Source organism: Arthrobacter sp. B3I9 (assembly GCF_030816935.1).
Classification (GTDB): domain Bacteria; phylum Actinomycetota; class Actinomycetes; order Actinomycetales; family Micrococcaceae; genus Arthrobacter.
Genome location: NZ_JAUSYO010000001.1, coordinates 741,356 through 768,136, shown reverse-complemented (window position 1 = coordinate 768,136; position 26,781 = coordinate 741,356). Strand labels below are relative to the sequence as shown.

The following is a 26,781-nucleotide window of genomic DNA, read 5'->3' as shown; positions in this document are numbered from 1 at the left end:
CTCCTTGTTAAGTGCGTGGCGCTTCGTGCGTGGCGCTTGGTGCCTCGGTTAAGTGCTGGGCAAGGGTGCGGCGCCACGGTGGCCGTGGCGCCGCACCCTTGCTGGTTGCTGGCGCGGGTCAGGCGTCGATGATGTTGTATTCGGGGCCGAAGGGGAACTTGGTGATGTTTTCGGCCCCGTCCTCACCGACCACGAGGATGTCGTGTTCCCGGTAGCCGCCGGCACCCGGCTGCCCGTCCAGGACGGTGATCATCGGTTCCATGGAAACCACCATGCCGGGCTCGAGAACGGTGTCGATGTCCTCGCGGAGCTCCAGTCCGGCTTCCCGGCCGTAGTAGTGGCTCAGGACACCGAAGGAGTGTCCGTAGCCGAAGGTCCGGTTGGCGAGCAGCCCGTGGCCGACGTAAATCTCGTTCAGTTCAGCCGCGATGTCCTTGCAGACGGCTCCCGGCTTGATCAGCTCCAGGCCGCGCTTGTGGACTTCGACGTTGATGTTCCACAGTTCCAGGGAGCGGGCATCGGGTTCGCCGTAGAACAGGGTCCGTTCCAGGGCGGTGTAGTACCCGGAGGTCATGGGGAAGCAGTTCAGGGACAGGATGTCGTGTTCCTGGATCTTGCGGGTGGTGGCCCAGTTGTGCGCGCCGTCGGTGTTGATGCCGGACTGGAACCACACCCAGGTGTCGCGGATTTCCGAGTCCGGGAACGTCCGGGCGATTTCGTGGACCATCGCTTCGGTGCCGATCAGGGCCACCTCGTACTCGGTGATCCCGGCCGTGATGGCGTTGCGGATGGCCTCGCCGCCGAGGTCCCCGATGCGGGCCCCGTGCTTGATGACCTCGATCTCCTCGGCGGATTTGATCATCCGCTGGCGCATGGCTGGCTGGGCGACGTCCACCAGGGTGGCCGACTCGGAGGCCGCCTGGATCCTGTTGCGGTTGTCCAGCGGGAGCGAGTCGTCTTCGACGCCGAGCCGGCGGGGGTTGATGCCGCGGGTTCGGAGCGCCTCCTGGATGGCGAAGATGTAGTTGTCCCGGCGCCAGTCCGTGTAGACGACGTTGTCGCCGTAGCTGCGGCGCCAGGGCATTCCGGCGTCGATGTTGGCCGTCACGGTCACGGTGTCATCCTTGGTGACGACCATGGCGTAGGAGCGGCCGAAGTAGGTAAAGAGGAAGTCCGAGTAGTACTTGATGGAGTGGTAGCTGGTGAGGACGACGGCGTCGAGGTCCTTGTCCGCCATGATGCGGCGCAGGCCGGCCAGGCGCCGCTCAAACTCGGTGTCGGAGAACGTCAGGCTGACTTTTTCGCCGTTGTTCAGAACCTTCAGGCGCTCCAGTTCGGAGACGTTGGAAGCGGGGCCGGAAGTTGTGATGGTCATGCGTATTCCTTACGTTGTGGTGGTTTTCAGGAGGTGGCTTGTGCCGGTTGAGGCCGCGGGGCCGGTTCCGGAATGCTGTGCTTGTCTTCGCAGGCGTCGCCGTGCTCGGCGAGCACTGCTTCTTCCTGCAGGTTGAGGCGGATGCCCAGGGGCACGCCGGCCCGGATGCGCCGGCGGAAGCGGGCGTAGCCGAGGGCGAAGTAGAGCACCGAAGACGTGACGGTCCCGGCCAACCAGGAGAAGTCAACGCCGCCCATCGCCGTGGCGATCGGGCCCCGCAGGGCCGGGATGCCGCCGTACATAAACATCCAGGTCATGAGGATGCCGGCAAAGAAGGCGATGAAGGCTGCGGGGTTGACGGACTTCAGAGCAGTCTTCTTCGAGTCGAGGAAGAGGTAGGAGAAGTCTTTGTGGTGCCGTTCAAAGATGAAGTAATGGACCGCCATGATGCCGCCCCAGGTGGCCACCCAGGCGACGATGGCGCCGAGCCAGGAGTCGAGGATCATCGCGAAGTCCTCGGCGAACATGAAGCCGACGACGGCGAACATGGACAGGATTCCGACCATGATGGACAGTTTGCGCCGGGAGATCTTGACATCGAGGGCCTGGAAGGCGACGCCGAAGGTGTAGAGGTTGATGATGTTCGTGGCGATCGGCCCGTGAATGACCAGCAGGATGACCGGAATGGCCAGGGCGCCGAAATTGGAGACGATGAGCTCCCCCGGGTCGGCCTGGCCGTTCTTGGTCGCAAGGCTGGCCCCCAGAATCCCCAGCCAGACCACGGGCAGGAACTGGCCCAGGACACTGACCGTGAACAACTTGGCGGGCTTGACCTTGCGGCTGACGAAGCGGGAGTAGTCCGGGGCGTAGGTAAACCAGCCGATCCCCCAGCCGATGCCGATGACGGTCATGATCGAGGACATGGCGGCCAGCCGCGGCAGCCCTTCAAGGATGGCGCCCTCGGGACCGGCGTAGCTCCAGTTGATGTCCAGTTGCGTCCAGGCGACGATGGACATGCCGACCAGGACGAGGATGGTGGGCGGCATGGTGATCCGCTCGAACTTTGAGATGGCGCGGTAGCCGCGGTAACAGATAGCAACCTGGACGCTCATGATGACCGCCGCGACGAGGATGCGCACTCCGATGTTGCGTTCGGCGGGGTCGACCCAGCCGATCATGCCGAAAAGGGCCAGGATCAGGTCGAGGATGACCCACGTGTTCACCGCCGACCAGCCGATGGCGATGGTGGCTTGGATCGCTGCCGGCAGGTAGGCGCCGCGGCGGCCGAAGGCGCCTCGGGCCAGCAACATGCCGGTGGCACCGGTCCGCTGCCCCAGGATGACAAAGAAGCCGAAGCCCGCCATGCCGATGAGGTTGCCCACGACGAGCACCAGGATGGTGTCGCCGAGGCCCAGCCCGAGGTGAATGCCCAGGGCTCCGAGGATCCAGTTGATGGGGGCCACATTGGCACCGGCCCAGATCCAGAACTGGCCGGAGAGCTTGGTTGTCCGGGCCGATTCCGGAATGGGTTGCAGGACATCCTCAACCTCTACAGTGGCCGCTTCGTGCGAGCCTTGTGGAGCTTGGTTCATGCTGTGCCTCAATTCACTTCGTTGTGATGAAGAACGGGAGGGAGTGCATCCAGCTTATTGGTGACCTGACCCACAGCCCAGATACTTTATGCTTACAGTCAGCCCACATAAGGCGACACAATGTCGCACCACTACCTCCGGGGTATCCATGATCACGCTCGCCGAAGTCCTGACCTCCCGCCCGATGTCCGCGGGGGACCCCGTGGTGTGCAGCAACGTGCCCGGCACCTTGGAACGCGCCGTCCGGTGGGTGCATTCCAGTGAAGTGCTCGAGATTGCCCCTCTCCTGCGCGGAGGGGAACTGCTGCTCTCGGGGGGAGAGGCGCTCCTCGGCCTCCCAGCCGACGCGCAGGAGGACTACATCCGCAGCCTCGCGGGCCGGAACATCGCGGCCCTGGCGCTGCAGACGGCCGGCCAGGCGGCTCCCATGCCGGAGGCGCTCATTGCCGCGGCCGACCGGTACGGGCTGCCGTTGATAGACCTGCGGGCAGTGGTGCCCTTCGTCGACGTCGCCGAGACAGTGAACCGCATGGTGGTCAATGAGCAGGCGGCGGCCCATCTGGTGGTCGACGACGCCTCCCGCCGGATTGCACGGCAGATCACCGACCGGGGGCCGCACCTGCCGACCATCCTCGAGTTGCTTGCCACAACGCTGGAGGCCGAGGTGTTACTGCTGGCACCCGACGGAGCGCCGCTCGGCCACGCCGGGAGCGCGGGCGAGGAGGAAGGCTCCAGCGCGGTGGCCGGCATTGTGGTCGGCGGGCAGCTGGCGGCCCAGTTGACCCTCCGCTCCCCCTCGCGGGATCCGTTCCTTCTCGAGCTTGCAGCCGACAGGCTCTCCGGCATCCTCGCCCTGGCACTCGCGCAGGCCTTTCGTCCGACGCCGGCGCAGGTGGCCGATGCACGCCTGCTGGAGTCGGTGATCGAGGGCGCCGACGCCGCAACCGTCGGGCAGCTCTGGCAGCAGGCCGGACTGCGGCCCGGCCAGGCAGCTGTTGTCGCCGTCTTCCGGACGACCGGCAGGGAGGCGAACTTCTCCGCCGTCGAACGTGCCCTCCACGTGGGAGGCGTCACCGTGAAGTCCCACCAGTGGGACGGGGAAAGAGCCGTGCTGTTCACCCTGCCGCGCAAAGATGCCCATGCTGCCCGCGAGGCCCTGCTCCGGGCAGCACGCGGGGCCGTGGGCGGCTCCGATGACTACGCGGCTTTCGGACCTACCGTGGCCGATGGCCTCCGCGCGCATGACTCTTACGTTGAGGCCCACGAGACCATCCGGCTCGGGATGCCTGCCGCCGGCGAGGTGCTGGACGCCATGGACTTCCTGGAACGGCGGATCCTGGATGCGGTGCCCGACCCGGCATTTCTCCAGACCTACGTGGAGTCGAGCCTCGGGGCGGTGCTCGACTGGGACCGGAAACACGGCACCACCCTGCTGGCGACCCTGCTGTGCTGGCTCGATTCGGGATGTAACACGACGGCGTCGGCCGCCACCCTTAATGTCGAGCGGCAGACAATGCACAAGCGGCTGAGCAAGATCCAGGTCCTGTTGGGCGGTGACCCGCGGACCTCGGGAAGGTTGCTTGCCCTCCACATCGCCGCGGCTGCGGCCGCCGCCCCGGCCCCGGCCAGGCGGACGCCCTAGATAGCAGGCAGGAGTGGTACGGCACCCTTCGAGGGCGCAGTACCACTCCTGCCTGCTGTTGAGGACGGTTTTTACATCCCAGGATCACTCGCTGCCTGATGCGCCAACCTGAACTGGCAGCGCATCAGCGACCCCGTTTCCCATTTCCGCTCCGGGCCGTGCAGCTGCGGCTTGGACAGGGGCCGGTACCTGACTGGAGGAAGCCGAAGTTTCCCCGTGCGACAAGCCGGGCATGGGATGTGCTGTGGCTGCCGCGGCATGCTCGGCCAGGACGCCCGTCTGGTGCCGGATCTTCACCCGGTAGAGCAGCGCACCGCCTCCGGTGACGGCTGCCACGAAGAGAACCCCGCCCCACTGCAGGTACCACTCGAACGGCGGCACCGAGTTGTATATCTCCGGCCGCGGCCAGATCAGGTTCAGTGTCATGGCGCCGCCCCAGAGGACCGCGAGGATGTTCACCGGCACGCCCCACTTGCCGAGGGTGAAGCCCGGCTCGGAGCCGTCGTCGGCGAGTGGCCATTTCTTCAGGAACCTGTTGCGCAGCATGGGAACCGTGACCAGCAGGTAGGACAGGTAGATCAGGACGATGCTGATGCTGGACAGGATGGTGAAAATTGCCGGCTGCATGACGTTGACCAGCAGCGGGATGACGGCCATGATGCCGATGACGATGGCCGCGACCGTGGGGGTCTTGCGGACCGGATCCACCTTGCTCAGCTGACTGCTGAACGGCAGGTTGTTGTCCCGCGCCATGGCAAACATCATGCGGATGGCGGCGGCGTGAACGGCCAGCGTGCAGACCGCCACGGCCACCACGATGCACACGAGGAAGGCCTTGCCGAAAGGTCCGCCCAGGACGGAAAGCACGATGTGCTGCAGGCCGCCGTCGGCAGCACCCACCTTCGGGTCGGTGAGGTCCGGTGCCGCCAGGATGCCGAAGAGCAGGATCAGCCCGCCCAGCAGGAAGGAGGCGGTGACGGCGCGGATGATTGCTTTGGGGGCAGTGCGTTTGGGGTCCTTCGTTTCCTCGCCGAGGGAGCTGGCGGTGTCGAAGCCGTACATGACGTAGCCGGAGGCCATCGCGCCGATGAGGAATACTCCGAAGAAGCCGAGATCGTGGCCTTCGCCGAACCCCGCGGTGTCGAAGAAGACCTCGGGCCCACGCACCACGTGCCAGCCCAGCGCGAGGATGAGCAGCACCGCTGCTGTCAGCTCGACGAACACGCCGATGCTGTTGATGCGGGTCATGAGCTTCACGCCGAACGCGTTGATGAGGGTGGAGATGGTGATCATGATGGTGGCCAGCACCACGCCGTTCATGGCGAAGTCAAACGGTCCCGTGCCGTCGCCGACGAACTGGAAGCCGGACCAGAGCTGCGGCAGGGTGATCTGCAGGGCCAGCGCTACGGACCCCAGCGCCATGATGGAGGACAACAGCAGCAGCCAGCCGGCAAGCCAGGCTGACGTCCCGGACGCGAGCCGCTTGGCCCAGTTGTAGACCGAGCCGGCCACCGGGTAGCGGCCTGCCAGCTCGGCGAAGCAGAGCGCCACCATGAGCTGGCCGACGAAGACAATCGGCCAGGACCACGCATACGCCGGGCCTGCCATGGAGAAACCAAAATAGAAAAGCTGAAAAACACCGGTGAGGATGGAGATGTAGCTGACGCCGGCGGCGAAGCTGGCGAACTTGCCGATGCTCCGGTCCAGGGTCTGGGCATAGCCGAACTCGTCCATGCCGCTTGAATCAGTACTCTTGCTGGGTTCCAACATCCGAACTCCTAAGTCAGAAAAGCACGATGGTGCTGCCCCCGCGGCCGCCTTTGGACGCGGGTGAAATCAGCGGCCGGGCACCGCGCTGCGGGCGCCCGGCCGTTTCCCCCAAATGCACTTGCTAGCCGGCGGCCCCCGCCCCGGCGTCACTCCCAGATGAGCCGAACCAGCCGCTGGGCGCGGGCTGGATGTTCTGCCAGATGTGTTTTGCCTCGCGGTACTCGTCCAGGCCCGCGCGGCCGAGCTCACGGCCTATCCCTGACTTCCCGAAGCCGCCCCACTCCGCCTGCGGGACATAGGGGTGGTAGTCGTTGATCCACACCGTCCCGTGCCGGAGGGCGCCCGCGACCCGCTGTGCCTTCGACGCGTCCGACGTCCACACCGCGCCGGCCAGGCCGTACTCGGTATCGTTCGCAATGGCGACCGCCTCGTCCTCGGTCCGGAACGTCTCGACCGTCAGCACCGGGCCGAACGACTCCTCCCGCAGCACGCTCATGCCGGAGCGGCAGTTGCCGAGCACTGTCGGCGGGTAGAAGAAACCTTCCGCGAGCTGACCCTCGTCCGGAATATAGCCGCCGCACAACAGCTCGGCGCCCTCCGCGATCCCGGCCTGGACGTAGGCGTGGACCTGCTCGCGGTGCTTTGCGGAAATGAGCGGCCCGGTCTCGGCGTCGGGATCAAACGGCCCGCCCATCCGGATCTTTTTCGCCCGCTCCACCACCTCGGCCACAAAGCGGTCCGCAATCGTCTCTTCGACCACGAGCCGTGCCCCCGCCGAGCAGACCTGGCCGGAGTGCAGGAAGACAGCCGTCAGGGCATTGTCGACGGCGGCCTCCCAGTCCGCGTCCGCGAAAATAACGTTGGGGTTCTTCCCGCCGAGCTCCAACGCCACGCGTTTCACCGTCTCGGCGGCGGCCGCCATGATCTTCTGGCCCGTCGCCACGCTCCCGGTCAGGGAAACGAGGTCGACGCGCGGGTCGGAGCTGAGCGGTCCGCCCACCTTGGACCCGGTTCCCGTCACCAGGTTCGCGACGCCGGCGGGGACGCCGGCTTCCGCGAGGGTCTCCATGAGCAGGATCGACGTCGACGGCGTGAGCTCGCTGGGCTTGAGCACGAACGAGTTCCCCGCGACCAGGGCGGGCGCCACCTTCCATGCCGCCTGGAGGAGCGGATAGTTCCACGGTGCGATGAGGGAACACACGCCGAGCGGCTCGTAGACCACACGGCTGATGGCATCCGCCCGGCCCGTGTCGATCACCCGGCCGGCGTCAAGTCCCGCGATCTTCCCGTAGTAACGGAAACAGGCGGCGATGTCGTCGATGTCGAATTCGGCCTCGACCAGGCGTTTGCCGGTGTCCAGTGCCTCGGCGCGCGCATAAGCCGCCTTGTCCCGCCCGAGCAGCTCAGCCACGCGGAGCAGGACGGTGCCCCGCTCGATGTCCGTAAGCCGGCGCCAGGGGCCGCCGTCGAACGCCGCCCGCGCACTGGCGATCGCCCGCTCCGCGTCCTCCACTGTCGATGAGGCGACAACGGACACCTCGCGGCCGTCCGCGGGGCAATGCACCGTGGACGTCCCGCCGTCGGACGCCTGCTGCCAGGCGCCGTCGAAGTACAGACCCTTGATCGTGGTGCTGCCTTCCCCGGTTTGCTGGACTCGCTCAGCGGTTGCGGTCATCGTGTCTCCTTCTTTACATCCATCATGCCTAGGCCTTTGCTGCCGCAGCAGTGAGCGGGTCGCCGTTACGCTCCAGCGGGCTGACGCCGTGCCGGTAGAACTCCGTGTGCTGTGGTGCCAAAGGCGCCTTGCCGGCGATCAGGTCGGCAGCCTTTTCGGCCAACATCATGACGGGGGCGTAGATGTTGCCGTTGGTGACGTAGGGCATGGCGGAGGCGTCCACCACGCGGAGGCCCCTGGTGCCGTGCACGGTCATGTCCAGCGGGTTCACTACGGCCATGGGGTCGGAATCGGGGCCCATCTTCGCTGTGCAGGACGGGTGGAGTGCTGTTTCGGCGTCACGGGCTACCCAGTCGAGGATCTCGGCGTCTGTCTGCACGGCCTGGCCCGGAGACAGCTCGCCCCCGTTGAAGGGCAGCATGGCGGACTGGCCCAGGATGTCTCGGGCGACTCGGACGGCCTCAACCCATTCGCGGCGGTCCTGGTCGGTGGAGAGATAGTTGAAGACCATGGACGGGTGCACCGTGGGATCGGTGGACTTGATCTTAAGGGTGCCCCGGGCGTCGGAGTACATGGGGCCGATGTGCACCTGGTAGCCGTGCTTGGCATCGGCCTTCTGGCCGTCGTAGCGGACGGCCACCGGGAGGAAGTGGAACATCAGGTTCGGGTAGGCAACATCCTCGTTGGAGCGGACGAAGCCGCCGCCCTCGAAGTGGTTGGTGGCGGCAGGGCCCTTCCGTCCCAGCAGCCACTGCATGCCGATCCACGGCATACGCCAGACGTCAAGGGCCGGCTGCATGGACACCGGCTGGGTGCAGGCGTGCTGGATGTAGACCTCGAGGTGGTCCTGGAGGTTTTCGCCGACGCCGGGCAGGTTGACCACGGAATTGATGCCGAGGGAGTTCAGGTGGGCTGCATCGCCGATGCCGGAGAGCTGGAGGAGCTGCGGTGTGTTGATGGCACCGCCGGCCAGGATAACCTCCCCGGCATTCACCTGGTGGGTCTTGCCGTTGCGGCGGTACGTGACGCCCGTTGCCACGTTGCCCTTGAAATTGATTTTGGTGGCCAGGGCCCGGGTGAGGACGGTCAGGTTGCTGCGGCCGAAGTTGGGCCGCAGGTAGGCGCGGGACGCGGAGAGCCGCTGGCCTTTGTGGACGTTCCGGTCGAAGGCTGCGAAACCTTCCTGGCGGTAGCCGTTGACGTCGTCGGTCAGCGGGTAACCGGCTTCCTGGGCCGCGCCGAAGAACGCCTGGAACAACGGGTTGGTGGCCGGGCCGCGCTCCAGCACGAGCGGTCCGGAGTGGCCGCGCAGTTCATCGTCCGGGTCCGCGGCGAGGGCGTTTTCCATCCGGTTGAAGTACGGCAGGCAGTGCGCGAAGTCCCAGGTCTCCATCCCGGCGTCCGCGCCCCAGCGTTCGTAGTCGAGCGGGTTTCCGCGCTGGAAGATCATGCCGTTGATGGAGCTGGAGCCGCCCAGAACCTTGCCCCGGGCATGAGCCACGCGGCGGCCGCCCATATGCGGCTCAGGGTCCGACTCGTAGCGCCAGTCGTACAGAGGATTGCCGCTCGGGAAAGTGAGCGCCGCGGGCATCTGGATGAAGAGGTCCCAGGGGTAGTCGCTGCGCCCGGCCTCGAGGACCAGGACGCTGCTCTGGCCACTTTCGCTCAGCCGGCTGGCGAGCACGGAGCCCGCGCTTCCGCCGCCGACGATGACGTAGTCGTAGTGGGTTTTTGTCATGCTGCAAACTCTCCTTCTACCTGGTGCCGGTCAGTGGCCCAGGGCGGGTCGTCGTTCTTCCGAAAAGCGAAAGGCTGACCGTGTTCGCCGGAGAATCCGCGGTATCCCCTGGTGTGGCGTAGGTCATATCCAAGGAGAGTAGTGCACGTTGAACAAGTGTTCAATAGAAAAACTGGACAAGCGTTCAAAATTTACTGGGCCGAAGCGTATCCGCTGGGGTGGAGCGCGGAAAGCGGCGCCCGCACGTTCCAGATGTCGCGCTTCTGTCCTAATGTGACGCGGAGTGGACGGGTTGCAAGGGCAGCTGGCGGAGGGAGCGGCTGGGTTGCGGCCATCCGGAGGCGCAGTGCGGCCAGGCCGCAGGCGTGGTGCGGCCGGGCCGCTAAGCGGCGAAGGCGATCTCTTCGGTGCGGGCAATGCTCCGCCGGATGGATTCCTTGTCCACACCGAGGAGCGCGGTCAGCCACATCCCGTTCTGCACTACGACGATGTCGGCCGCCCGCTCCTTGCATTCCTTGCTCGTGAGCTCCGGTTTGGCATTTCCGATCAGGGCCGCGAGACCGTCCAGGTACCGGTCGAATGCCACCGCGTTGATCACGGCGAAGTCTTCATGCGCCCTCGCGAGGGCCCAGAGGTGAAGGCGGAGGGACAGGTACCGCGTGGTCAGAAGTTCCGGGCCCGCAACCCGGCGGAGGGCATTCTGGAGCTGTTCGTTCGGGGACAATGCAGGATCCGGTGCGACCAGCGCGAGGTCGTGTTCGTCGACGCTGTGCAGCGCCGCACGGATCAGGCTCGACTTGTCTTCGTAGTAGTAGTTCACCAGCCCGAGCGCGACGCCGGCTTCGCGTGCCACGGCCCGCATGTTGACACCCGAGATCCCGTGGCGCGACAGCAGGTCCAGTGCCGCTTCGAGAATGCGCGACTGCCTGTCAACCTGCTCGCCGGAGTTTACGGTCCCTGTATCCACTTGGCCAGCATAGGGCGGAACGTGGGCTGCCGCACATCGCAGACCGGGCGGAGCGAATTTGGCAGGCAGCCTGCCCCTAGTGCGCCTGGCGGGCACCGATCTCGACCACAAGTACTCCGGCGGAAATGAGCAGGACCCCGACCGCCATGGCCGGCGTCAGCGGCTCCTTGAACAGGATGCGGCTGGCCACCGCTGTCAGTGCCACGCCGCTCGCGACCCAGATGCCGTACGCCACTCCAAGCGGCATCCCATGGGCAAGGGCCATACTAAGGGAGCCGAAGGCAGTGAGATAGCCGCAGACAATGGGAACGAGCCACAACTTCTTCTTCAGGCCTTCAGAGGCGCGCAGTGACATTGTGGCTGCAACTTCGGTGAGTATGGCCAGGCCCAGGAAAAGCCAGGTCATGCGCCTTCGCTTCCCTGTTTGGCACGGTGGGCCTTCTGTGATCCGACTTCAACGGTGATGACTCCGGCCAGGATGAGCACGATACCGATACCCATCAGCCACGTAAGCGGCTCCTTGAAGATGCCTGCCGACAGCAGCGCGGTGGCCGTCACACCACCGGCACCCCAGGCGCCGTAGGCGACACTGATGGTCATGCCTAAACGAAGGCAGACGGCCAGAAGAAAGAATGCGGCGACATACCCGGCAATCACTAGCGCGTACCAGCCGGGCGCTTCCAGTGCCGCCTTCAAGGCCAGAGTGGCGGAAACCTCCGTGATAACGGCTCCGCCCAGGCATAGCCACTGCTTCACTCCGCGCCCTCTTCGCCAATCAGGCCGAGGATGTGGGTGACAATTACCGCCCGGTCGGCTTCCCCCGGGGCCGCCACGCCGCTGGCCTGGGCCGCCCACAACCCATCCGCCGCCAGCCTGGCAGTGAGGAGACGCGTACGTTCGGCGGCCGGCGTCTCTTCCGGAATCAAGAGCCAGGGGTCCAGGTGGCGGCCCCAGGCTTCCCGCAGCTCAGCACTGTAGGCGGAGTGAAACCACAGCGCCCATTCCGCCCGCATGTTCTGCCCGTCAGCCGCAGCGTGGATGTACGAGCGGTACCGTTCGGAAACAGTGGCCTCCCGCTTGCCGAGGAGCTCAGTCATTCTCCGCTCGAGCTGCCCGGCAGCATACTCGACCAGGGCGGCCAGGAGTGCATCCCGGCTGGGGAAGTGGTACATCAGGCCGGGCTTGGTTACCCCAGCCTCCGATGCCACGGCGTCGAGGGTGATGGCGGCCCCTTGACTGCGCGCTGCCACCCGCAGTCCCGCCTCAAGAATCCGGGGGCGCTGACTCTCTCTCACCCTCAAACTTTACCATCTGGAAGGTATAGTTTGAGCGCTCAGCTCGGCCGGTCGGCGCCTCTGGCGGCGGTTAGCTCGGAACAATGACCGAGCGGCCGACGGTCCCCGAGGCGAGGCCGTCCAGCGCTTCCTGGACCTGATCGAGCCGGTAGGTGTCGCCGAGGAGCTTGTCCAAGGGAAGCCTGCCGGAGCGGTACAGGTCCAGGATCTGCGGTACCTGCACCCCGATGTTGGACGAGCCGTACAGGCTGCCCTGCAGGGACTTTTCGGACTGCACCAGGTTGTTGAGCGGCACACTGACCACATCGTTGGGGTTACCGAGCCCGACGGCGAACGTGGTTCCCCCGGTGCGCAGGCTGGCCATGGCCTGTTGGATGGTGGCCTGTTTCCCGATGGCTTCGACGACGTACTGAACGCCGTCGCCGGTGATGGCCTTTACCGCCGCTACAAGGTCTTCCTTGCTGGAATTGATCACGTGGGTGGCGCCGAGTTCCGAGGCTTTTTCGAGCTTGTCGTCGGCGATATCGGCCACGATGATGGGCGAGGCGCCCACCAGTTCGGCGCCGATCACGGCGGAAAGCCCCACGCCTCCGGCACCGATGATGAGCACGCCCTGGCCGGCGGCACCGGGCATCCGGTTCAGCACCACACCCATCCCGGTAATGACAGCACACCCGACGATGGCCGCAACCTCCGAGGGGACGTCGTTGGGGATCCTGATGACCGATTCCTGCGACACCACGCACGCCTCGGCGAAGCAGGAGACGCCCATCAGATGGTGCACCGGCTCATCCCCGAGCGAGAGGCGGGTGCCTCCGCGGAGCAGTCCGTTGGATTCCGCGTGCACCTTGCCCTGGACGCAGAGGGCCGGCCTGCCGCTGGAACAGAACTCGCACTGCCCGCAACGCGGACGCCAGGTCAGCACAACCTTGTCTCCCGGCCGGACGGAAGTGACGCCGGGCCCGGTTGCTTCCACGATGCCGGCCCCTTCGTGGCCCAGGACGATCGGTGTCCGGCAGGCGAGGTCGCCGTTGGTGTAATGCAGGTCGCTGTGGCACACGCCCGCCGCCTCGATCCTCACCCGCACCTCACCAGGACCAGGGGCGTCGAGGACAAGATCCACCACGCTCAGCGGCTCATTGGGTGCCTGCATTACGGCTGCTTTCACCGATACTCCTTCATAGTCTGAATCCGTCAGGACCGCCCTTGTGATCCACGTCATTCCGGGTTGTCCTCCAACACTATGGGCGGGCCGGCAATGCGGCGTCAAAACGGTGTCTCGCTTACCGAGAAGCCTGGTCCTCCCGGGCCGGCCGCGACCGTGTCCGGGGCGGCTGGTTGTCAGTACACTGGGACCCATGACCGAGCAGGAACCGGTCCGGGGCAGGGCCGACACTTCCCTGCGGAGTCCTGCGCAGCGGACCCGCACCTTCACCGGGGTCCTGGTCAACACCGCCCTCGCCAATATCACCACCAGCTACCTGTGGTTTGCGCTCACGTTCTGGCTGTATCTGGAGACGCGCAACGTGATCGCCACCGGGGTGGTGGGCGGCGCCTACATGCTGCTGATCGCCCTGTCCAGCATCAGCTTCGGGACCTTTGTTGACCGCTACCGCAAGCTGGCCGTGATGCGCTTCGCCGCCGGTTTCACCCTGGTGATGTTCCTGCTGTCCGGGGTCATGTTCCTGCTGATACCTGCTTCCTCGCTGCTGGATCTGACCCACCCTTGGTTCTGGGTGTTCACATTGGTCATCCTGGTGGGGGCCGTGGTGGAGAACTTGCGCAACATCGCCCTTTCCACCACTGTCACCATCCTCATCGAGCCGGACCGGCGGGCAAACGCCAACGGACTGGTGGGCATGGTGCAGGGACTGATGTTCATCATCACCTCGCTGCTCTCCGGGCTGTCGGTGGGGCTGCTAGGCATGGGCTGGACCATCGTCGTCGCGCTGGTGCTCACCTTGCTGGCCTTCGCACACCTGCTCACCCTGCGCATGCCCGAGGAGGTGCGCGCTGCCGCCACGGACGCGCACGGCGGGTTCGACCTCCGCGGCTCACTCGCGGCCGTGCTTGCCATCACCGGGCTGTTCGCACTGATTGTGTTCTCCACCTTCAACAACTTCATCGGCGGCGTCTATATGGCGCTGATGGATCCGTACGGTCTGGAGATGTTCTCCGTGGAAATGTGGGGGGCCGTCTTCGCGCTCGGCTCCACCGGATTCATCGTGGGTGGCGCCCTGATCGGAAAGTTCGGGCTTGGGGCCAACCCGCTGCGCACCCTGCTTCTCGCGGTGATGCTGATGGGGCTCCTCGGTGCGGTGTTCACGCTCCGCGAGTGGGCCTGGCTCTACATCGCCGGGATCTGGCTGTACCTGGTCCTGATACCTTTCGTGGAGGCCGCCGAACAGACGGTCATCCAGCAGGTGGTGCCGCTGCCCCGGCAGGGCAGGGTGTTCGGCTTCGCCATGGCTTTCGAGTCCGCGGCAGCGCCGATCACCGCGTTCCTCATTGCCCCGATCGCCCAGTTCTGGATCATCCCCTACGCCCGGTCCGCCGAGGGCGCGGCCCAGCTGGCGCCGCTGCTGGGCGAGGGTACCTCCCGCGGCATCGCCCTGGTGTTCCTGGTCGCCGGGATCATCATGGTCGCGGCCGCGCTGCTGGCCTTCCTGACCCCGGTCTACCGCCGCGTCTCGGCGTCGTATACAGAGGCGGGCGCAGAGGCGTCCGCCGCGGCGGACACCACCTCCTCAACCTCAGACTGAGTGCGTCGGTTACGAAAACGACGACGGCGGGAGCTTCCCGCCGTCGTCGTCCGTGCGCAGGCTAAGCGCCGGCTGAGGCGGGCAGCAGCGTGCGGAGGTAGCGCGCGTTGGAGGCGCAGACGCCCAGCGAGTCGCCGCCGTACTGCTCCATCAGGAAGATGCCCCGGAAGCCGAGTTCGACGGCGTCCCGAACCACCTGGCGGTAGTTGATGAGGCCCAGTTCGAGATTGGTGGGGAAAGCCGTCCAGGAGGTCCCGTCAGCATTCTCGTCGCGCATGTAGTTCTTGACATGCCAGTAGTTCGCGTACGGCAACGTCTTGGCGTACATCTCCCGCCAGTCCTCGATGGGACGGTGGAGCCGGATGAGGTTTCCGATATCGGGGTTCAGACCGACGTTGTCCAGGCCGATGTCCTGGACGAGCCGCACGGCGCTGTCGGCAGTTCCAAGGTAGGTGTCCTCATACATCTCGAGGGACATCTTCAACCCGACTTCGGCGGCGTGCTTGCCGAGTTCGCGGAGCCGGCTGACGGCCGCGGCCCAGACGTCCGGGTCCTCGGGATCCTTCGGCCCCTCAGCGGTCCAGAACCACAGAGCCTTCTTCTGGGCGGCGCTGAAAGGCTGGTGCAGGCCGGTCGAGAACACTTCCATGCCCCATTCCGCCGCCGCGTCGATCGTGCGGTGCGCGTAGGCAAGGTTCTTTTCTTCATGTCCGGGCCAGATGACGCTCTGCCGCTGGAGATGGACACTGGGGATGCGCACGCCGTGGGCGGCAGCGATGGAAAGGAATTCATCGCGCCGGGCCGGCTCAAGATCGGCGGGGCGCACATGGCTGTCGGCCAGTTCGGCAAGGGTGAACCCGACGTCCTGAACCTGGGCAAATGCGTCCTCCCAGACGGCGGGGTCGGCGTCGTGGAAAGCGACCCCGTCCTTGTCGGTGGACGGGATGCCATGCAGGCAAGTGGCGATTGGCCAGCCGTCACGCGTGAACTCGTACGAGGCGTCGGGCATTTGAGCTCCTATGAGTCGAGGGCACCCCATTGATACCCTGATAGTGCAATCCTATAGGATCTTTTATCGGAGGGAAAGGGGCTGTTCCTTACTCACGGCAGTCGAAAGCTACACCGGCTGGCTGTTGGCAGGAGCCAGGTCCGGATTCATCGGCTCCAGCTCGGGGTCTTCTGCTGTCCAGACCTGAATGATTGCCCACGCGACTGCGGCGATCGGCACGGACAGGATGGCACCGATGATCCCGGCCAGGATCGTGCCTGCGGTGAGGGCCATCAGGATGACCAGTGCGTGAAGCTGCAGCGATTTGCCCATGACGATCGGCTGCAAGAGGTCGCCTTCGAGCTGGTTCACCACCACAACCGCCGCCACGACGATCAGCGCGACGACGGGGCCGTTGGCTACCAGTGCCACGAGCGCGGCGAGAATTCCTGCCACCGTTGCACCTACCAGCGGGATGAATGCGCCGATAAAGACGATGATGGCCAAGGGTATGGCGAGGGGCACCTGCAGGATCAGCAATACGGCGCCTATGGCGATGGTGTCTGCGAGAGCCACAATCGCAGTTCCCCGGACGTAACCGCCCAGCACCTCCATGGTGCGGTGGCCGATGCGGCGGAACCGTGCTTCCCGGTGGCCTTTGAACGGGCGCAGGAAGAACTCCCAGATCTTCGCTCCGTCCTTGAGGAAGAAGAACAGGATGACGACGACGAGGCTGGCTCCGGCGAGGACCTCGGTCACCAGCGACAGCCCTGACACGGCGCCTGAGCGGACCTGACTGCTCTGCCCGAATTCCACGATGCTGGCGCGGGCCTGGTTGAGCTGCTCCCGGTCAAGGGGCACCGGACCCGTCAGGAGGAAGTTTTCAAGTTGGTCCAGACCTGCCCCTGCCCGGCTGAAAAGGTCCTCCCACTGGTTGCGGACCGAGAGGACAATGACGCTGATGACCCCGGCAAGCAGCACCAGCAAGGCCATGAAGGCGGCCGCCGTTGCCAGGCCTCCCTTCCAGCCACGGCGCCGCAGCATGTTCACAAACGGGCCTATCGCAGCCGCGAGGATCAGTGCGATCAGGACCGGGATGACCAGCAGCCGGATCTGCAGCAGTCCATAGATGGCGACGACGGCCAGTGTCAGTACCAGCAGTACTTGCGCGGACCGGACGCCGACCCTCCCCAGGCCGTCAGCCCAGAGGTTGCGTGCGGGGGAAGCCGTAGTCAAGGTTGCCGGGGGTGCTTCTTGTACTGTCATCAGGGATCCTGTCTGGTCACATCGGGCATGCGGCACCTCACAATCATAAGCCTGCTGATTATTGGCGGGGGCAGGGTGAGAGCTCCCGGCTGCCAATTCCCGGTCAGTCAGGACTGGCTCCCGGTGGACAGGGCCTGCAGGGATGCCCAAAGCGCGGGGTCTACCGGGACACCGTGCTCGAGCCTGTCCGAGCGCGTTTGGCGGGCACGGTCACCGGGGATCCCGACGCTCGTTGAATCAACACCGCTGGAGCGGATCTGCTCGAAATATTGTGCGAGCCCCGCGGCATGGCGATCAGCTCCGAAGACCCCAGTTGAGATGGCGATGAACAGGTCCCCCTTCGTCGTCGGATTCACGGTGTCCAGGGTGCCCGTGACTTCAGTTCCGAAGGCGGTTCTGCTCAGTAGCCCGACGACGGCTTCCACTGCGACGCCGAGCGCGTAGCCCTTGGGTCCGCCGAAAGGCGAAAGGGCTCCTTCCGCTGCTGCGGCAGCGTCCGTCGTGGGATGGCCGTCCCGGTCCACGGCCCAGCCGAGCGGTATTTCCTGTCCACGGGCTTTGTAGTCAAGGATCTTGCCCATCGAGACCGCGGCGGTAGACATGTCCAGAATCAAGGGCTTGTCCCCTGACGGAACCCCGATGCCGATCGGGTTGGTACCCACCAGCGCGCCTGCTCCTCCCCACGGATGGACGAGGCCTTCGCTGGTGGTGAGAACAAGGCCCACGAACCCGGCCGCAGCCATCCGTTCAACATACGGGGCCAACATTCCAACGTGATGGCTGCGCCGTATGGCAGCAACCGCGATCCCCGTGCTCGCGGCGCGGGGAAGGAGCGAGTCCAGGGCCGCGTGCGCGGACACCGGTCCGAAGCCGAGGTTGCCGTCCACGTCCAGCGCTGATTCTGATGCCCAGATAACGGTCGGAGCGGTCCCGGTAACGATGAGCCCGGCGCGGAGCCGGCCGCACAGCACCGGGACGCGCCTGACCCCGTGGGAGGGGTGCCCCCGGAGTTCGGCTTCGAGGAGCTGGTCGGCCTGGATCAGGGCGTCCTCTTCGTGGGCTCCGGCCTCGGCCAGCGCGGCGACTGTCGTCCGGCGCAGCTCATCGACTGTCACCAGTTCAGCGCCGTCTTGGGTTGTTGTAGGCATGGTTTCCCCTTTTTCGAGTCCACGCTGTCCGTGGCTTGCAAGTGCTCAGCGAGACTATCAGGGGCGCGTGCCCCGCCTAACCGGCCCAGTCGGCGTCCTCAAAGGGGCGGCCGCGGAAGTGGGCGCGGAGGTACTCCCCCACTACCGCAGCTCCCAGGTCTCCAGCTTCAGGCGCCACGACACGGCCGTCGATACGGCGGACCATCCGCTGCACAAACCGCTCCAGGCCCGGGTCATCACCCAGCCGGAAGAACGTGGCCTGCGTGCCGGCCCGCCCCAGCCGGTCCAGCTCGGCCACCGTCACGCGGATGGTCTCCGGGTCCGGCGGCCAGTTAAACCACGACTCGCCGTCGCCGAGCAGGTGCGCGGTGGGTTCGCCGTCAGTCACCACCAGGAGGACGGGCTGCATCGACGGATGCTGGCGAAAGAACCGGCTGGCCAGCAGCAGGCCGTGGTGCAGGTTGGTTCCCTGCTCCCGCAGCGCCGGCAGGGCCGTCAGCTCGCCGATATCCATGGACTGGGCGTAGCGGCCGAACGTGATCAGTTGCAGCCGGTCGCCGCGGAAGCGGGTGGTGACGAGGTGGTGCAGGGCCAGCGCGGTGCGCTTCATGGGCACCCAGCGCCCCTCGGCCGCCATCGAGAAGGACACGTCGACGAGAAGGGCGACGGCGGCCTGCGTGCGCGCCTCCGTCTCCGTCACCTCGATGTCGTCCATGGCGAGACGCAAGCCGCGGCCCGGATCGCCGCCGTCGGCGATGGTCCGGCGGATCGCGTTGGTGATGGTCCGCGTGACGTCCCAGGGTTCGGCGTCCCCGAACTCCCACTGCCGGCTGGACCCGGTCTGTTCTCCCGCCGCCCCCGCAACACGCGTCTCCCGGCGCCCCTGCCGGCCGGAGAGCTGCCTGGCGGTGTCCCGCAACAGGGACCTTCCGAGCCGCCGCATCGCCTGCGGCGACAGCCGGAGATCGCCGTCGGCTCCGCGGCGGAGGTAGCCGCCGTCCTGCATCGCACGCTCGATCTCCGCGAGGGTGCGGGCCGTCACGGCGGCATTCTGTCCAAGCTGGCGGGCGAGGGCATCCAGGTCCAGATCGTCGAGGCGTGAGCCGTTATAGGCCTGGGACAGCTGTTCGGCGAGCTCGTCCAGTTCCCCGATGTCCTGAAGCACGCCGGTGCCGTCGCCGAGCCCGAGGCCCTCCTCACCCTCGAAGCGTTCGGAGCCGCTCCAGTCCTCCCCCGGGCGCAGGGCCTGCAGGTTGGCGTCGAGTTGGCCCAGCTGTGCCATCAGCCCGGGCGAGCCGAACGCCTGGGCGGAGAGCTGCATCAGCTCCTCGCGCTGCTCAACGGACATGGACCGGAGCATCCGCTGGGCGGCGGCCGCACGCTGGGCGAGCGCATCCACCAGCTCCTCGACCGATTGGGGGTTTTCCGGAAAGAAGTCGCCGTGCTTGGCCATGAACTCATGGAAGTCCTCGTCGGTGTCCTCGCCGCGCCGGTGTTTGTCGAGAAGCTCATTGAGGTCCTGCAGCATCTCGCCCACGGCCGCACGGTCCTCATCCGTGGCGTTCTCCAGTGCCTGCTTCATGCCGGCGAACCGCTGGTCCAGCATCTCGCGGCCCAGCAGGTCCTTGATCTGCTCGTACGCTTCCCGCGCCGTGCTGGACTGCCAGTCATAGGAGGCGAGTTCGTTGACCGCTGCTGCCGTGGACTTGGGCAGGTTCTGCAGCTGCATCTCCCGGAGGGCGCGGTCGGTGTTGTCCATCATCGCGTCGCGGGCGAGCTGCTTGCGCTCCTCCAGCACCGCGGTTTCGAGGAGCTTCTGGACTTCGTTGAGGGTGCCGTCCAGCCGGTGGCGGTCCAGCAGTTCATTGCGCCGCTGCTGGACGCGGCCGGCGAGGTCGTCCAGCCCTTCCCGGTTTCGGCCGCCGCGCCGCAGGAACTCCTGCAGGGCGCGCCGGGGCGAGTAGCCTGCCATGACGTCCTCAGCGACAGCTTCCAGCGCCTCCGCCAGGTCGACCGGCGGGGCGAGCGGATCCGGTCCTCCCGTGTACCGGCCGTAGCGGGACCGGTTGTGAACGCTCATGGCACCTTCCTGTCCTTACCCGTAAATGGTCGCCTCGTCGTCGGACTCCTTGGAGATCCGCCGGGCCAGGTAGAGGCCTTCCAGCGCAAGTTCGACGGCGGCGGCGCGCTGCCCGTCGTTTGTCGCGCCAAGGCGCTCGCTGACCTGGTCGTAGAGGCGGGACCCGTTGAGGGCCGGGAGGTTCTCGAGGAACTCCCGCGCGGTGACCAGTTCCCCGGTGGTCACCGTATGGCGGCCGTCGAGAGCGGTCACGAGTGCGCCCATATCGATGCCGTGGAAGTGCGCCCGCACGGCTTCGGCGGTGGCGGTGCGCAGGAGGTGGTCGAGGATGTCCTGTTCCCGGCCTTCTTCTCCCGACTCGAACTCAATCTTCCCGCCGAGGACGTCGACGGCTGCCTCCAGGTCGATGATCCGGGCAACGGCCTCTTCCTCGCCGCGCACACTGGCGCGGCGCAGGGCTGCGGCTGCGACGGTTTCGGCACCCGCGATGGCGAACCGCGCGGACACCCCGGAGGTCTGGTTGATGGCCGGGGACTGCCGCAGCGCCCGGGTGTAGCGGGCCAGGATCTCGAGGATGACGGGCGGGACGCCGGCCACCAGGTGCCCCTCCTGGCGGATGACGGCCACCTCGTCGTCGAGCTCTATCGGATAGTGGGTGCGGATCTCGGCACCGAAGCGGTCCCGCAGTGGTGTGATGATCCGGCCGCGGTTGGTGTAGTCCTCGGGGTTGGCGGACGCGACGACGAGGACGTCGAGCGGCAGCCGCAGCACGTAGCCGCGGATCTGGATGTCGCGTTCCTCCATCACGTTGAGCATGGAGACCTGGATCCGCTCGGCGAGGTCGGGAAGCTCGTTGATGGCGATGATGCCGCGGTTGGAGCGCGGGACCAGGCCGTAGTGGATGGTTTCCGGATCGCCCAGGCGGCGGCCCTCCGCCACCCGCATCGGGTCGACGTCGCCGATCAGGTCCGCGACGGAAGTGTCCGGCGTCGCGAGCTTCTCGACGTACCGTTCCGAGCGGTGGCGCCACGCCACCCGCAGCCGGTCCCCTTCGGTGAGGGCGAGGGCGCGGGAGTGCTCCGTGATGGGTCCGTACGGGTGTTCGTTCAGTTCCGAGTCCTCGATCACGGGCGACCATTCGTCCAGCAGCCCGGCCAGGGTGCGGAGGAGCCGCGTCTTGCCCTGTCCCCGTTCGCCGAGCAGGACGACGTCGTGCCCGGCGAGCAGGGCCCGCTCGAGCTGGGGCAGGACGGTGCGGCTGAAGCCGAACATCCCGGGCCAGGGATCACGGCCCACGGCGAGCGCGGCGAGCAGGTTGTCGCGGATTTCGCGGCGCAGGTCCTTGTGAACGTGGCCGGAGGCGCGGAGTTCACCAACAGTGAAGATATCGGGGCGATCACTCACTCCTCTAAGGTAGTCCTCGCACCCGGCCATGGCACCCCCTACCGCTCCCGGTTTCCCCATCCCTCGCAAGCTCGGGCGGGGCCCCTGCCGCTACCGCTCCGCGGTCTCCCCCATCCCTCGCAAGCTCGGGCGTGGCCCCTGCCGCTCCCGCTCCGCGGTCTCCCCCATCCCTCGCAAGCTCGGGCGTGGCCCCTGCCGCTACGCTTAGATCCTGATGACCACAGCAACGCTTGGATCTTCATCGGAGCCTTCACCGGGGCCCCGCAGTACGCTTCTGCTTCTGGTGCGCCACGGCGAGACGCCGACGACGGGCGTGGTTCTGCCGGGCCGGGCGCCGGGGCTCCATCTTTCGGACCGCGGCCGGGATCAGGCCGAACGGATCGCGGAACGGCTCGACGGCCTCCCGGTCAGCGCACTCTATTCCTCGCCACTGGAGCGCGCTTGCGAGACAGCGGAGCCGACGGCGGCCCGCACGGAACTGGAGGTCATCCACGACGACGGCCTGCTTGAGTGCGATTTCGGAGAGTGGACCGGCGGCACTATTGCCGACCTAGCTGTTCTTCCGGAATGGCAGACGGTCCAGCACAGTCCATCCGCCTTCCGCTTTCCGGACGGCGAGAGCTTTCCGGAGATGCAGGCCCGGATCGTCGGAGCGCTGGAGGTGCTGTGCACAGCCCATGCCGGGGGCGTGGTGGTTTGCTTCTCCCACGCCGATCCCATCAAGGCCGCCGTCGCCCACTTCCTGGGCACGCAGCTGGATCTGTTCCAGCGCATTGTGATCAGCCCGGGTTCGGTGTCGGCCATCTCGTTTGTGGAGGGCCAGGATCCGGCGGTGCTCATGGTGAATTCGACGTCGGAGCCGCTCAGCGGGCTGAGGGGGCAGTGAGATGGCGGCTTACGGTGAGACAAACGGTGAAACGGGACCCCCGGCGTCCGGCCGGGAGCTGACCCTGCTCACCAAGGGCGGCGTCGAGCTGCTGGGACGCATCCCCCGCAGCAGCAACGAGACGTTCCTCGTCGAGGTTTCCTTCGGGGACGACTCCGCGCACGCGGTTTACAAGCCGGAGGCCGGGGAGAAACCCCTGCTGGATTTCGAGCCCGGGCTCTACCGGCGGGAACGCGCCGCCTACCTGCTCAGCGAGTTTCTGGACTGGGGACTCGTGCCGCTGACGGTGATCCGCGAGGACGCACCGCTGGGGGTCGGCTCGCTGCAGTGGTTTATCGAGTGCGACTTCAGTGAGCATTACTTCACTCTGTTCGCTGACGCCCCCGAGACGCACCGCGACCTGGCCCGGATCGCCGTGTTCGATTACGTCACCAACAACACGGACCGCAAGAGTGGCCATGTGCTGCGCGGCTACGACGGCCGGGTGTGGGGCATCGACCACGGGCTGTGCTTCTCGGCCAGTTTCAAACTGCGCACCGTGATCTGGGACTTTGCGGGTGAACCCGTCCCGGAGGCCCTGCTCGAGGACATCGCTCCGCTCGCCGAGGCCACCCCTCCCGAGGTGGCCGAGCTCCTGGATGACGACGAGATCACCGCCCTGCAGCGTCGCGCGCAACGCCTGCTGCACGCACAGGTGCTCCCGGTCGGCCCCACCAGCATGCGCTACCCGTGGCCGCTCGTGTAGAAGAGCTGCATCGTTAAGCCGCGTCTTGACCTATCTGATCCTAAATCAACTTAAGCCGTTCAGAGGCGCAACCGGATCCAGCTTCCAGCCGGTGCTCACGTCACTTCCGTGGATGAGGCCAGCCAGTGGCTGAGCCATGTTCCCACCAGCCCTGCATCGCTTTTCCTCGGATAAAGGAATATGCAATTCGGCTAAGCCCCCTAGTTAACGAAACCCTTCAGCCAAGTTTTCAGGTCCTCGCCGAACTCCACGCGCTCAGATGCCAGCGTGATGACCGCTTTGAGGTAGCTCAGCTTATCGCCTGTATCGAAGCGGCGGCCCTTGAAGACCACCCCGTACACGCCCGAACCTTCGCTCTCGCCCGTGGCCAGAGTCTGCAACGCATCCGTCAACTGGATCTCGCCCCCACGGCCCGGCGTCGTCTTTTCCAGGACGCCGAATACGGACGGGTGCAGCACGTATCGGCCGATCACGGCGAGATTGGACGGCGCCTCGCTTACGGCGGGCTTCTCCACGAGGCTGTTGACGCGGACGTATTCTTCGTGCTCTACGGGAGTGATGTCTGCGCAGCCGTAGGCACTGATTTGAGCTGGATCAACCTCGATCAGGGCGATGACCGAACCGCCGGTTTTTTGCTGCACCTCCATCATGGTGGTCAGCAGGGTTTCGGCTTCGTCAATCAGATCGTCGCCCAAAAGCACGGCAAAGGGCTCCTCCCCCACGTGCTGCTTTGCGCAGAGCACCGCGTGGCCCAGACCCTTGGCCTCTCCTTGGCGGACGTAGTGCATGGGACCCAGCTCGGAAGCGTGTTGTATGGACTCCAGCCGGTCGTTGTCGCCTTTGAGTTCCAGCACGCGTTCCAGTCCCGGGGCGCGGTCAAAGTGGTCCTCGAGGGCGCGCTTGCTGCGCCCCGTGATCATGAGGACGTCGTTGAGCCCGGATTTCACGGCTTCCTCAACGACGTACTGAATGGCCGGCCGGTCTACCACCGGCAACATTTCCTTTGGCATCGCCTTGGTGGCAGGCAGGAAGCGAGTTCCCAATCCGGCAGCAGGAATGACGGCTTTAGTTATTGCTTTCCTCGTTGTCATAGTTGAGACCCTACAAATGGATTCGCATATATGACAAATTATTGAGTGCGGGGCATTTTAGATTATCGATCCTTAGCAGCAACAACGTCACTTTGAACTCGTTTGTCTTTCAGCATCGCATTGACGACGCCCACACAGGCCCTCAGCCCTGATTTACCTCCCGTTGCTGCACCTCAGCGATGACAGCCATTGTGCGCAAACATCGGAAGGGTCGCAACAGTGACGCGCTTTGACTAAACCGCCGTGAGGAGCTGCTGGAGGGGCCGCCCCAGCCCATGCCGTAGCTACGCCTCACGAGTCGGCTGGGTCCCATAAAGCGTCATATTTGTCGAGTATCGGGCGGCCACCACTGGCCCGGCCGGAGTTGGCAGCGCCCCACCTGGGACGATACCGACTTCTTGGCCCGGAGTTGCGGGATTCTTGAGAAAGGGTCGACATCTTGACGGAGCCTTGATCGAGAGCGGAGGGACACATTGAGATGACGGTGATTAGCTTGGTTTGTAGCAGCTGCTGAACGTCCGAAAAACCTTTGGGTTTCGGATTATCGCCGCCCTTGGATGCAGTAGAACTGCTTTTGGGCGCATCTTGCTAATGCTGCGGGAATCCAGAGATGTATATAGGTATGACGGTTACGCAAATTAGAGTTCACCCTCTTTGGGCGCCATCACGCCGAATTGTCGTTATTGGATTTGATACCTTTCGGCCTCCTTCGCGGGGCCGGCACCAGCCGGAGTCGACGGCGGAAGCCAGCCCCTGAGACCGGGCTGCCCCCCCAGTCCGCCGTCGACTCCCTAAACCGTCCGCCCCAGCCTGTCTTAGAGGAAAGAACTAGATCCTTTGAAGTCTTTGTTGCAAGATTCGTACACCCGCCAGATGTCCATGGTCATTGTCACAGGACTAGTGTTGTCAGCTCTTGTACCTGTTGGCGTTCAACTTCTTCCCGACGGTGCAGACCTTCCCGTTCTCATCGCAGCTGCACTTCCCTTGCTGCTGGCCCTCGCCCTGATCATCAAGCCAGGCATTGCGGGTCCGGATCGCGTCGGGGATGGTCCCGCAACTGAGCGGTTGGGGGCCGCCCTTCTTCTGTATCTCTCCCCCGTGCTCCTGCTGAACGTCGTATACCCATTGGTGAGTCCTTCAATGGCGGCCGTCGACGTCGACGGGGTTCCGCTGACGTTAGTGGTGCTCGCCTCCTCCATCACCGTGCCCTGGATGGCTCAAGCCGCATGCCTTCCCATCTACCGGGTTCTGGGAGACCTCATGGCTGAGCGGAACCTCGAAGACATCACGCGTAGGTTCTGCCAGTTCTGGCCCATGACATTTGTCCAGTCCCTGCCCCTGATCGCGGCGTTCGCCGTGCCTATGTGGTTGGCAACCGGATGGTCCGTAACAGTAATGTTCGATTATGCAGCCCTCTGCGTTCTGCATCTGCTCTTTGTCCAGTCGCTCGTCCTCGCCAACGTGGCGAACCGCCGCAGCCTGTGGGCTATCGCCTGGTCAGGCTACGCTGCCGCGCTCTTCATAGCTCCCACCGTCTGGTGGCTTCCGCCCCTGGTCGGGACGGTTACACAGGTCCTGGCCATGCGCTCCGGCCTCCGTTACCTCGGTTTTGCTCAACGCGTGGGCATGCGCGTCTTCAGCCTGGACTTGGTCCGCGGTCTCCTCATGGGGGCAGTCCTCTGGGCTGACAAGTTCGCCTTGTTCCTGGCCACCCGGGGAGACTTCCAGGTCGTTGCAGTGTTCGCAGCCATGCTGCCGGCGGTTATCGCCTACAACTTCTACTTCGTCCACTTGGCGCCCGGCGTGGACAGGGCTCTGCAGGGCCTTCACCGGGACATCGCTGAAGCCCCCATCAGTTCTCTTAAAGGCAGTTCCCGCCGGCTCACCCGTGTTGTCGACCGCTCAGTAGTGCTCACGGGTGTCATCGCAGCACTGCTGACACTTTCGGTATCCCTGGTCATGGCCGGCGTTGATCCATTGCATACGCTGTTGGCGGTTGCAGCTGCCGCAGCATCGTGGGCTTTCATGGTCCTGACGCTGCTGAGCTACGAACTGGATTTCATCGGAGAGAAGACCACACCCCAAATCCTCGGAGCGGTGCATCTGGCGGTCTGCGTTCTGGCTTTCGCGGCCGGCGGACTGTTCGGCGTCCTCACCGGGGCGGCGGGAAGCTACCTGCTGTTGGGGGCCGTGGACATCGTACTGATCGGCATCGCCTGGATGCTTTACAAGCGTCACTGGAGCCAGCCGGAATACACGCTCTTCTGGCGCCACGCCACCACCTGGTAACCCGCCGCACGCACGCAAGTCACCGGCGAAGACTCTTTCGCCCATCAATGCCGCACGTCTAGCCGCAC

General features: G+C 65.5%; 21 protein-coding genes. 5 read left to right on the top strand and 16 right to left on the bottom strand.

Annotation, left to right across the window (positions count from 1 at the left end; all coding sequences use genetic code 11):
* Positions 1–118 precede the first annotated feature (118 nt).
* Both QFZ65_RS03605 and QFZ65_RS03600 read right to left on the bottom strand, forming a co-directional pair.
* Positions 119–1,375: an aminopeptidase P family protein gene (locus QFZ65_RS03605; protein ID WP_306908223.1), complete on the bottom strand. Its 1,257-nt coding sequence runs from the start codon at positions 1,373–1,375 to the stop codon at positions 119–121.
* A gap of 26 nt (positions 1,376–1,401) precedes the next feature.
* Entirely contained in the window at positions 1,402–2,967 is a 1,566-nt protein-coding gene (locus tag QFZ65_RS03600) for a cytosine permease (RefSeq protein ID WP_306908221.1), read from the bottom strand.
* A 148-nt stretch (positions 2,968–3,115) separates the two neighbouring features.
* On the opposite strand from QFZ65_RS03600, the gene QFZ65_RS03595 reads away from it, so the two are divergent.
* Entirely contained in the window at positions 3,116–4,609 is a 1,494-nt protein-coding gene (locus QFZ65_RS03595) for a PucR family transcriptional regulator (RefSeq protein WP_306908220.1), read from the top strand.
* A gap of 84 nt (positions 4,610–4,693) precedes the next feature.
* Here the strand turns inward: QFZ65_RS03595 and QFZ65_RS03590 are convergent, their stop codons facing one another.
* The 8 genes from QFZ65_RS03590 to QFZ65_RS03555 form a co-directional block, all read right to left on the bottom strand.
* The gene (locus QFZ65_RS03590; RefSeq protein ID WP_306908219.1) at positions 4,694–6,379 is read right to left on the bottom strand and encodes an APC family permease; all 1,686 of its coding nucleotides are present in this window, start codon (positions 6,377–6,379) and stop codon (positions 4,694–4,696) included.
* Between the two features lie 121 nt (positions 6,380–6,500).
* Entirely contained in the window at positions 6,501–8,054 is a 1,554-nt protein-coding gene (locus QFZ65_RS03585) for an aldehyde dehydrogenase family protein (protein ID WP_306908218.1), read from the bottom strand.
* Positions 8,055–8,082: 28 nt separating this feature from the next.
* Positions 8,083–9,792, bottom strand: a complete 1,710-nt coding sequence (gene betA, locus QFZ65_RS03580) for a choline dehydrogenase (RefSeq protein ID WP_306908217.1) — start codon at positions 9,790–9,792, stop codon at positions 8,083–8,085.
* 382 nt (positions 9,793–10,174) lie between these two features.
* Positions 10,175–10,759: a TetR/AcrR family transcriptional regulator gene (locus QFZ65_RS03575; protein ID WP_306908215.1), complete on the bottom strand. Its 585-nt coding sequence runs from the start codon at positions 10,757–10,759 to the stop codon at positions 10,175–10,177.
* Positions 10,760–10,835: 76 nt separating this feature from the next.
* Positions 10,836–11,165: a multidrug efflux SMR transporter gene (locus tag QFZ65_RS03570; protein ID WP_306908213.1), complete on the bottom strand. Its 330-nt coding sequence runs from the start codon at positions 11,163–11,165 to the stop codon at positions 10,836–10,838.
* Entirely contained in the window at positions 11,162–11,515 is a 354-nt protein-coding gene (locus QFZ65_RS03565; protein WP_306908212.1) for a multidrug efflux SMR transporter, read from the bottom strand. Before QFZ65_RS03565 ends, QFZ65_RS03570 begins: the two co-directional genes overlap by 4 nt.
* Complete coding sequence (locus QFZ65_RS03560) at positions 11,512–12,054, bottom strand: TetR/AcrR family transcriptional regulator (RefSeq protein ID WP_306908210.1); 543 nt, start codon at positions 12,052–12,054, stop codon at positions 11,512–11,514. The genes QFZ65_RS03565 and QFZ65_RS03560 overlap by 4 nt, the downstream gene beginning before the upstream one ends.
* A gap of 70 nt (positions 12,055–12,124) precedes the next feature.
* On the bottom strand, positions 12,125–13,222 hold the full coding sequence (locus QFZ65_RS03555) for a Zn-dependent alcohol dehydrogenase (protein ID WP_306908208.1): 1,098 nt from the start codon (positions 13,220–13,222) through the stop codon (positions 12,125–12,127).
* A 190-nt stretch (positions 13,223–13,412) separates the two neighbouring features.
* Between QFZ65_RS03555 and QFZ65_RS03550 the strand changes: the two genes are divergently transcribed.
* Positions 13,413–14,816, top strand: a complete 1,404-nt coding sequence (locus QFZ65_RS03550; protein WP_306908206.1) for an MFS transporter — start codon at positions 13,413–13,415, stop codon at positions 14,814–14,816.
* Positions 14,817–14,877: 61 nt separating this feature from the next.
* Here QFZ65_RS03550 and QFZ65_RS03545 read toward each other — a convergent pair whose 3' ends face one another.
* The 5 genes from QFZ65_RS03545 to QFZ65_RS03525 all read right to left on the bottom strand — a co-directional run bounded on the left by QFZ65_RS03545 (position 14,878) and on the right by QFZ65_RS03525 (position 21,702).
* Positions 14,878–15,825 carry a sugar phosphate isomerase/epimerase gene (locus tag QFZ65_RS03545; protein ID WP_306908204.1) on the bottom strand — a complete coding sequence of 316 codons (948 nt, stop codon included), beginning with the start codon at positions 15,823–15,825 and terminating at the stop codon, positions 14,878–14,880.
* 108 nt (positions 15,826–15,933) lie between these two features.
* The gene (locus QFZ65_RS03540) at positions 15,934–17,070 is read right to left on the bottom strand and encodes an AI-2E family transporter (protein WP_306908202.1); all 1,137 of its coding nucleotides are present in this window, start codon (positions 17,068–17,070) and stop codon (positions 15,934–15,936) included.
* Between the two features lie 107 nt (positions 17,071–17,177).
* Positions 17,178–18,218, bottom strand: a complete 1,041-nt coding sequence (locus tag QFZ65_RS03535) for an Ldh family oxidoreductase (RefSeq protein WP_306908200.1) — start codon at positions 18,216–18,218, stop codon at positions 17,178–17,180.
* A gap of 76 nt (positions 18,219–18,294) precedes the next feature.
* Positions 18,295–20,298 carry a VWA domain-containing protein gene (locus QFZ65_RS03530; RefSeq protein WP_306908198.1) on the bottom strand — a complete coding sequence of 668 codons (2,004 nt, stop codon included), beginning with the start codon at positions 20,296–20,298 and terminating at the stop codon, positions 18,295–18,297.
* Positions 20,299–20,313: 15 nt separating this feature from the next.
* Complete coding sequence (locus tag QFZ65_RS03525; protein ID WP_306908197.1) at positions 20,314–21,702, bottom strand: sigma 54-interacting transcriptional regulator; 1,389 nt, start codon at positions 21,700–21,702, stop codon at positions 20,314–20,316.
* Between the two features lie 214 nt (positions 21,703–21,916).
* On the opposite strand from QFZ65_RS03525, the gene QFZ65_RS03520 reads away from it, so the two are divergent.
* Both QFZ65_RS03520 and QFZ65_RS03515 read left to right on the top strand, forming a co-directional pair.
* The gene (locus tag QFZ65_RS03520) at positions 21,917–22,588 is read left to right on the top strand and encodes an MSMEG_4193 family putative phosphomutase (protein ID WP_306908195.1); all 672 of its coding nucleotides are present in this window, start codon (positions 21,917–21,919) and stop codon (positions 22,586–22,588) included.
* A gap of 1 nt (position 22,589) precedes the next feature.
* Entirely contained in the window at positions 22,590–23,333 is a 744-nt protein-coding gene (locus QFZ65_RS03515) for an SCO1664 family protein (RefSeq protein WP_306908193.1), read from the top strand.
* 200 nt (positions 23,334–23,533) lie between these two features.
* Here QFZ65_RS03515 and galU read toward each other — a convergent pair whose 3' ends face one another.
* A complete protein-coding gene (galU, locus tag QFZ65_RS03510) occupies positions 23,534–24,424 on the bottom strand; it encodes a UTP--glucose-1-phosphate uridylyltransferase GalU (RefSeq protein ID WP_306908191.1) in 891 nt (296 codons plus the stop codon).
* A 900-nt stretch (positions 24,425–25,324) separates the two neighbouring features.
* Between galU and QFZ65_RS03505 the strand changes: the two genes are divergently transcribed.
* A complete protein-coding gene (locus QFZ65_RS03505; protein ID WP_306908189.1) occupies positions 25,325–26,713 on the top strand; it encodes a hypothetical protein in 1,389 nt (462 codons plus the stop codon).
* The last annotated feature ends 68 nt before the right edge of the window (positions 26,714–26,781 follow it).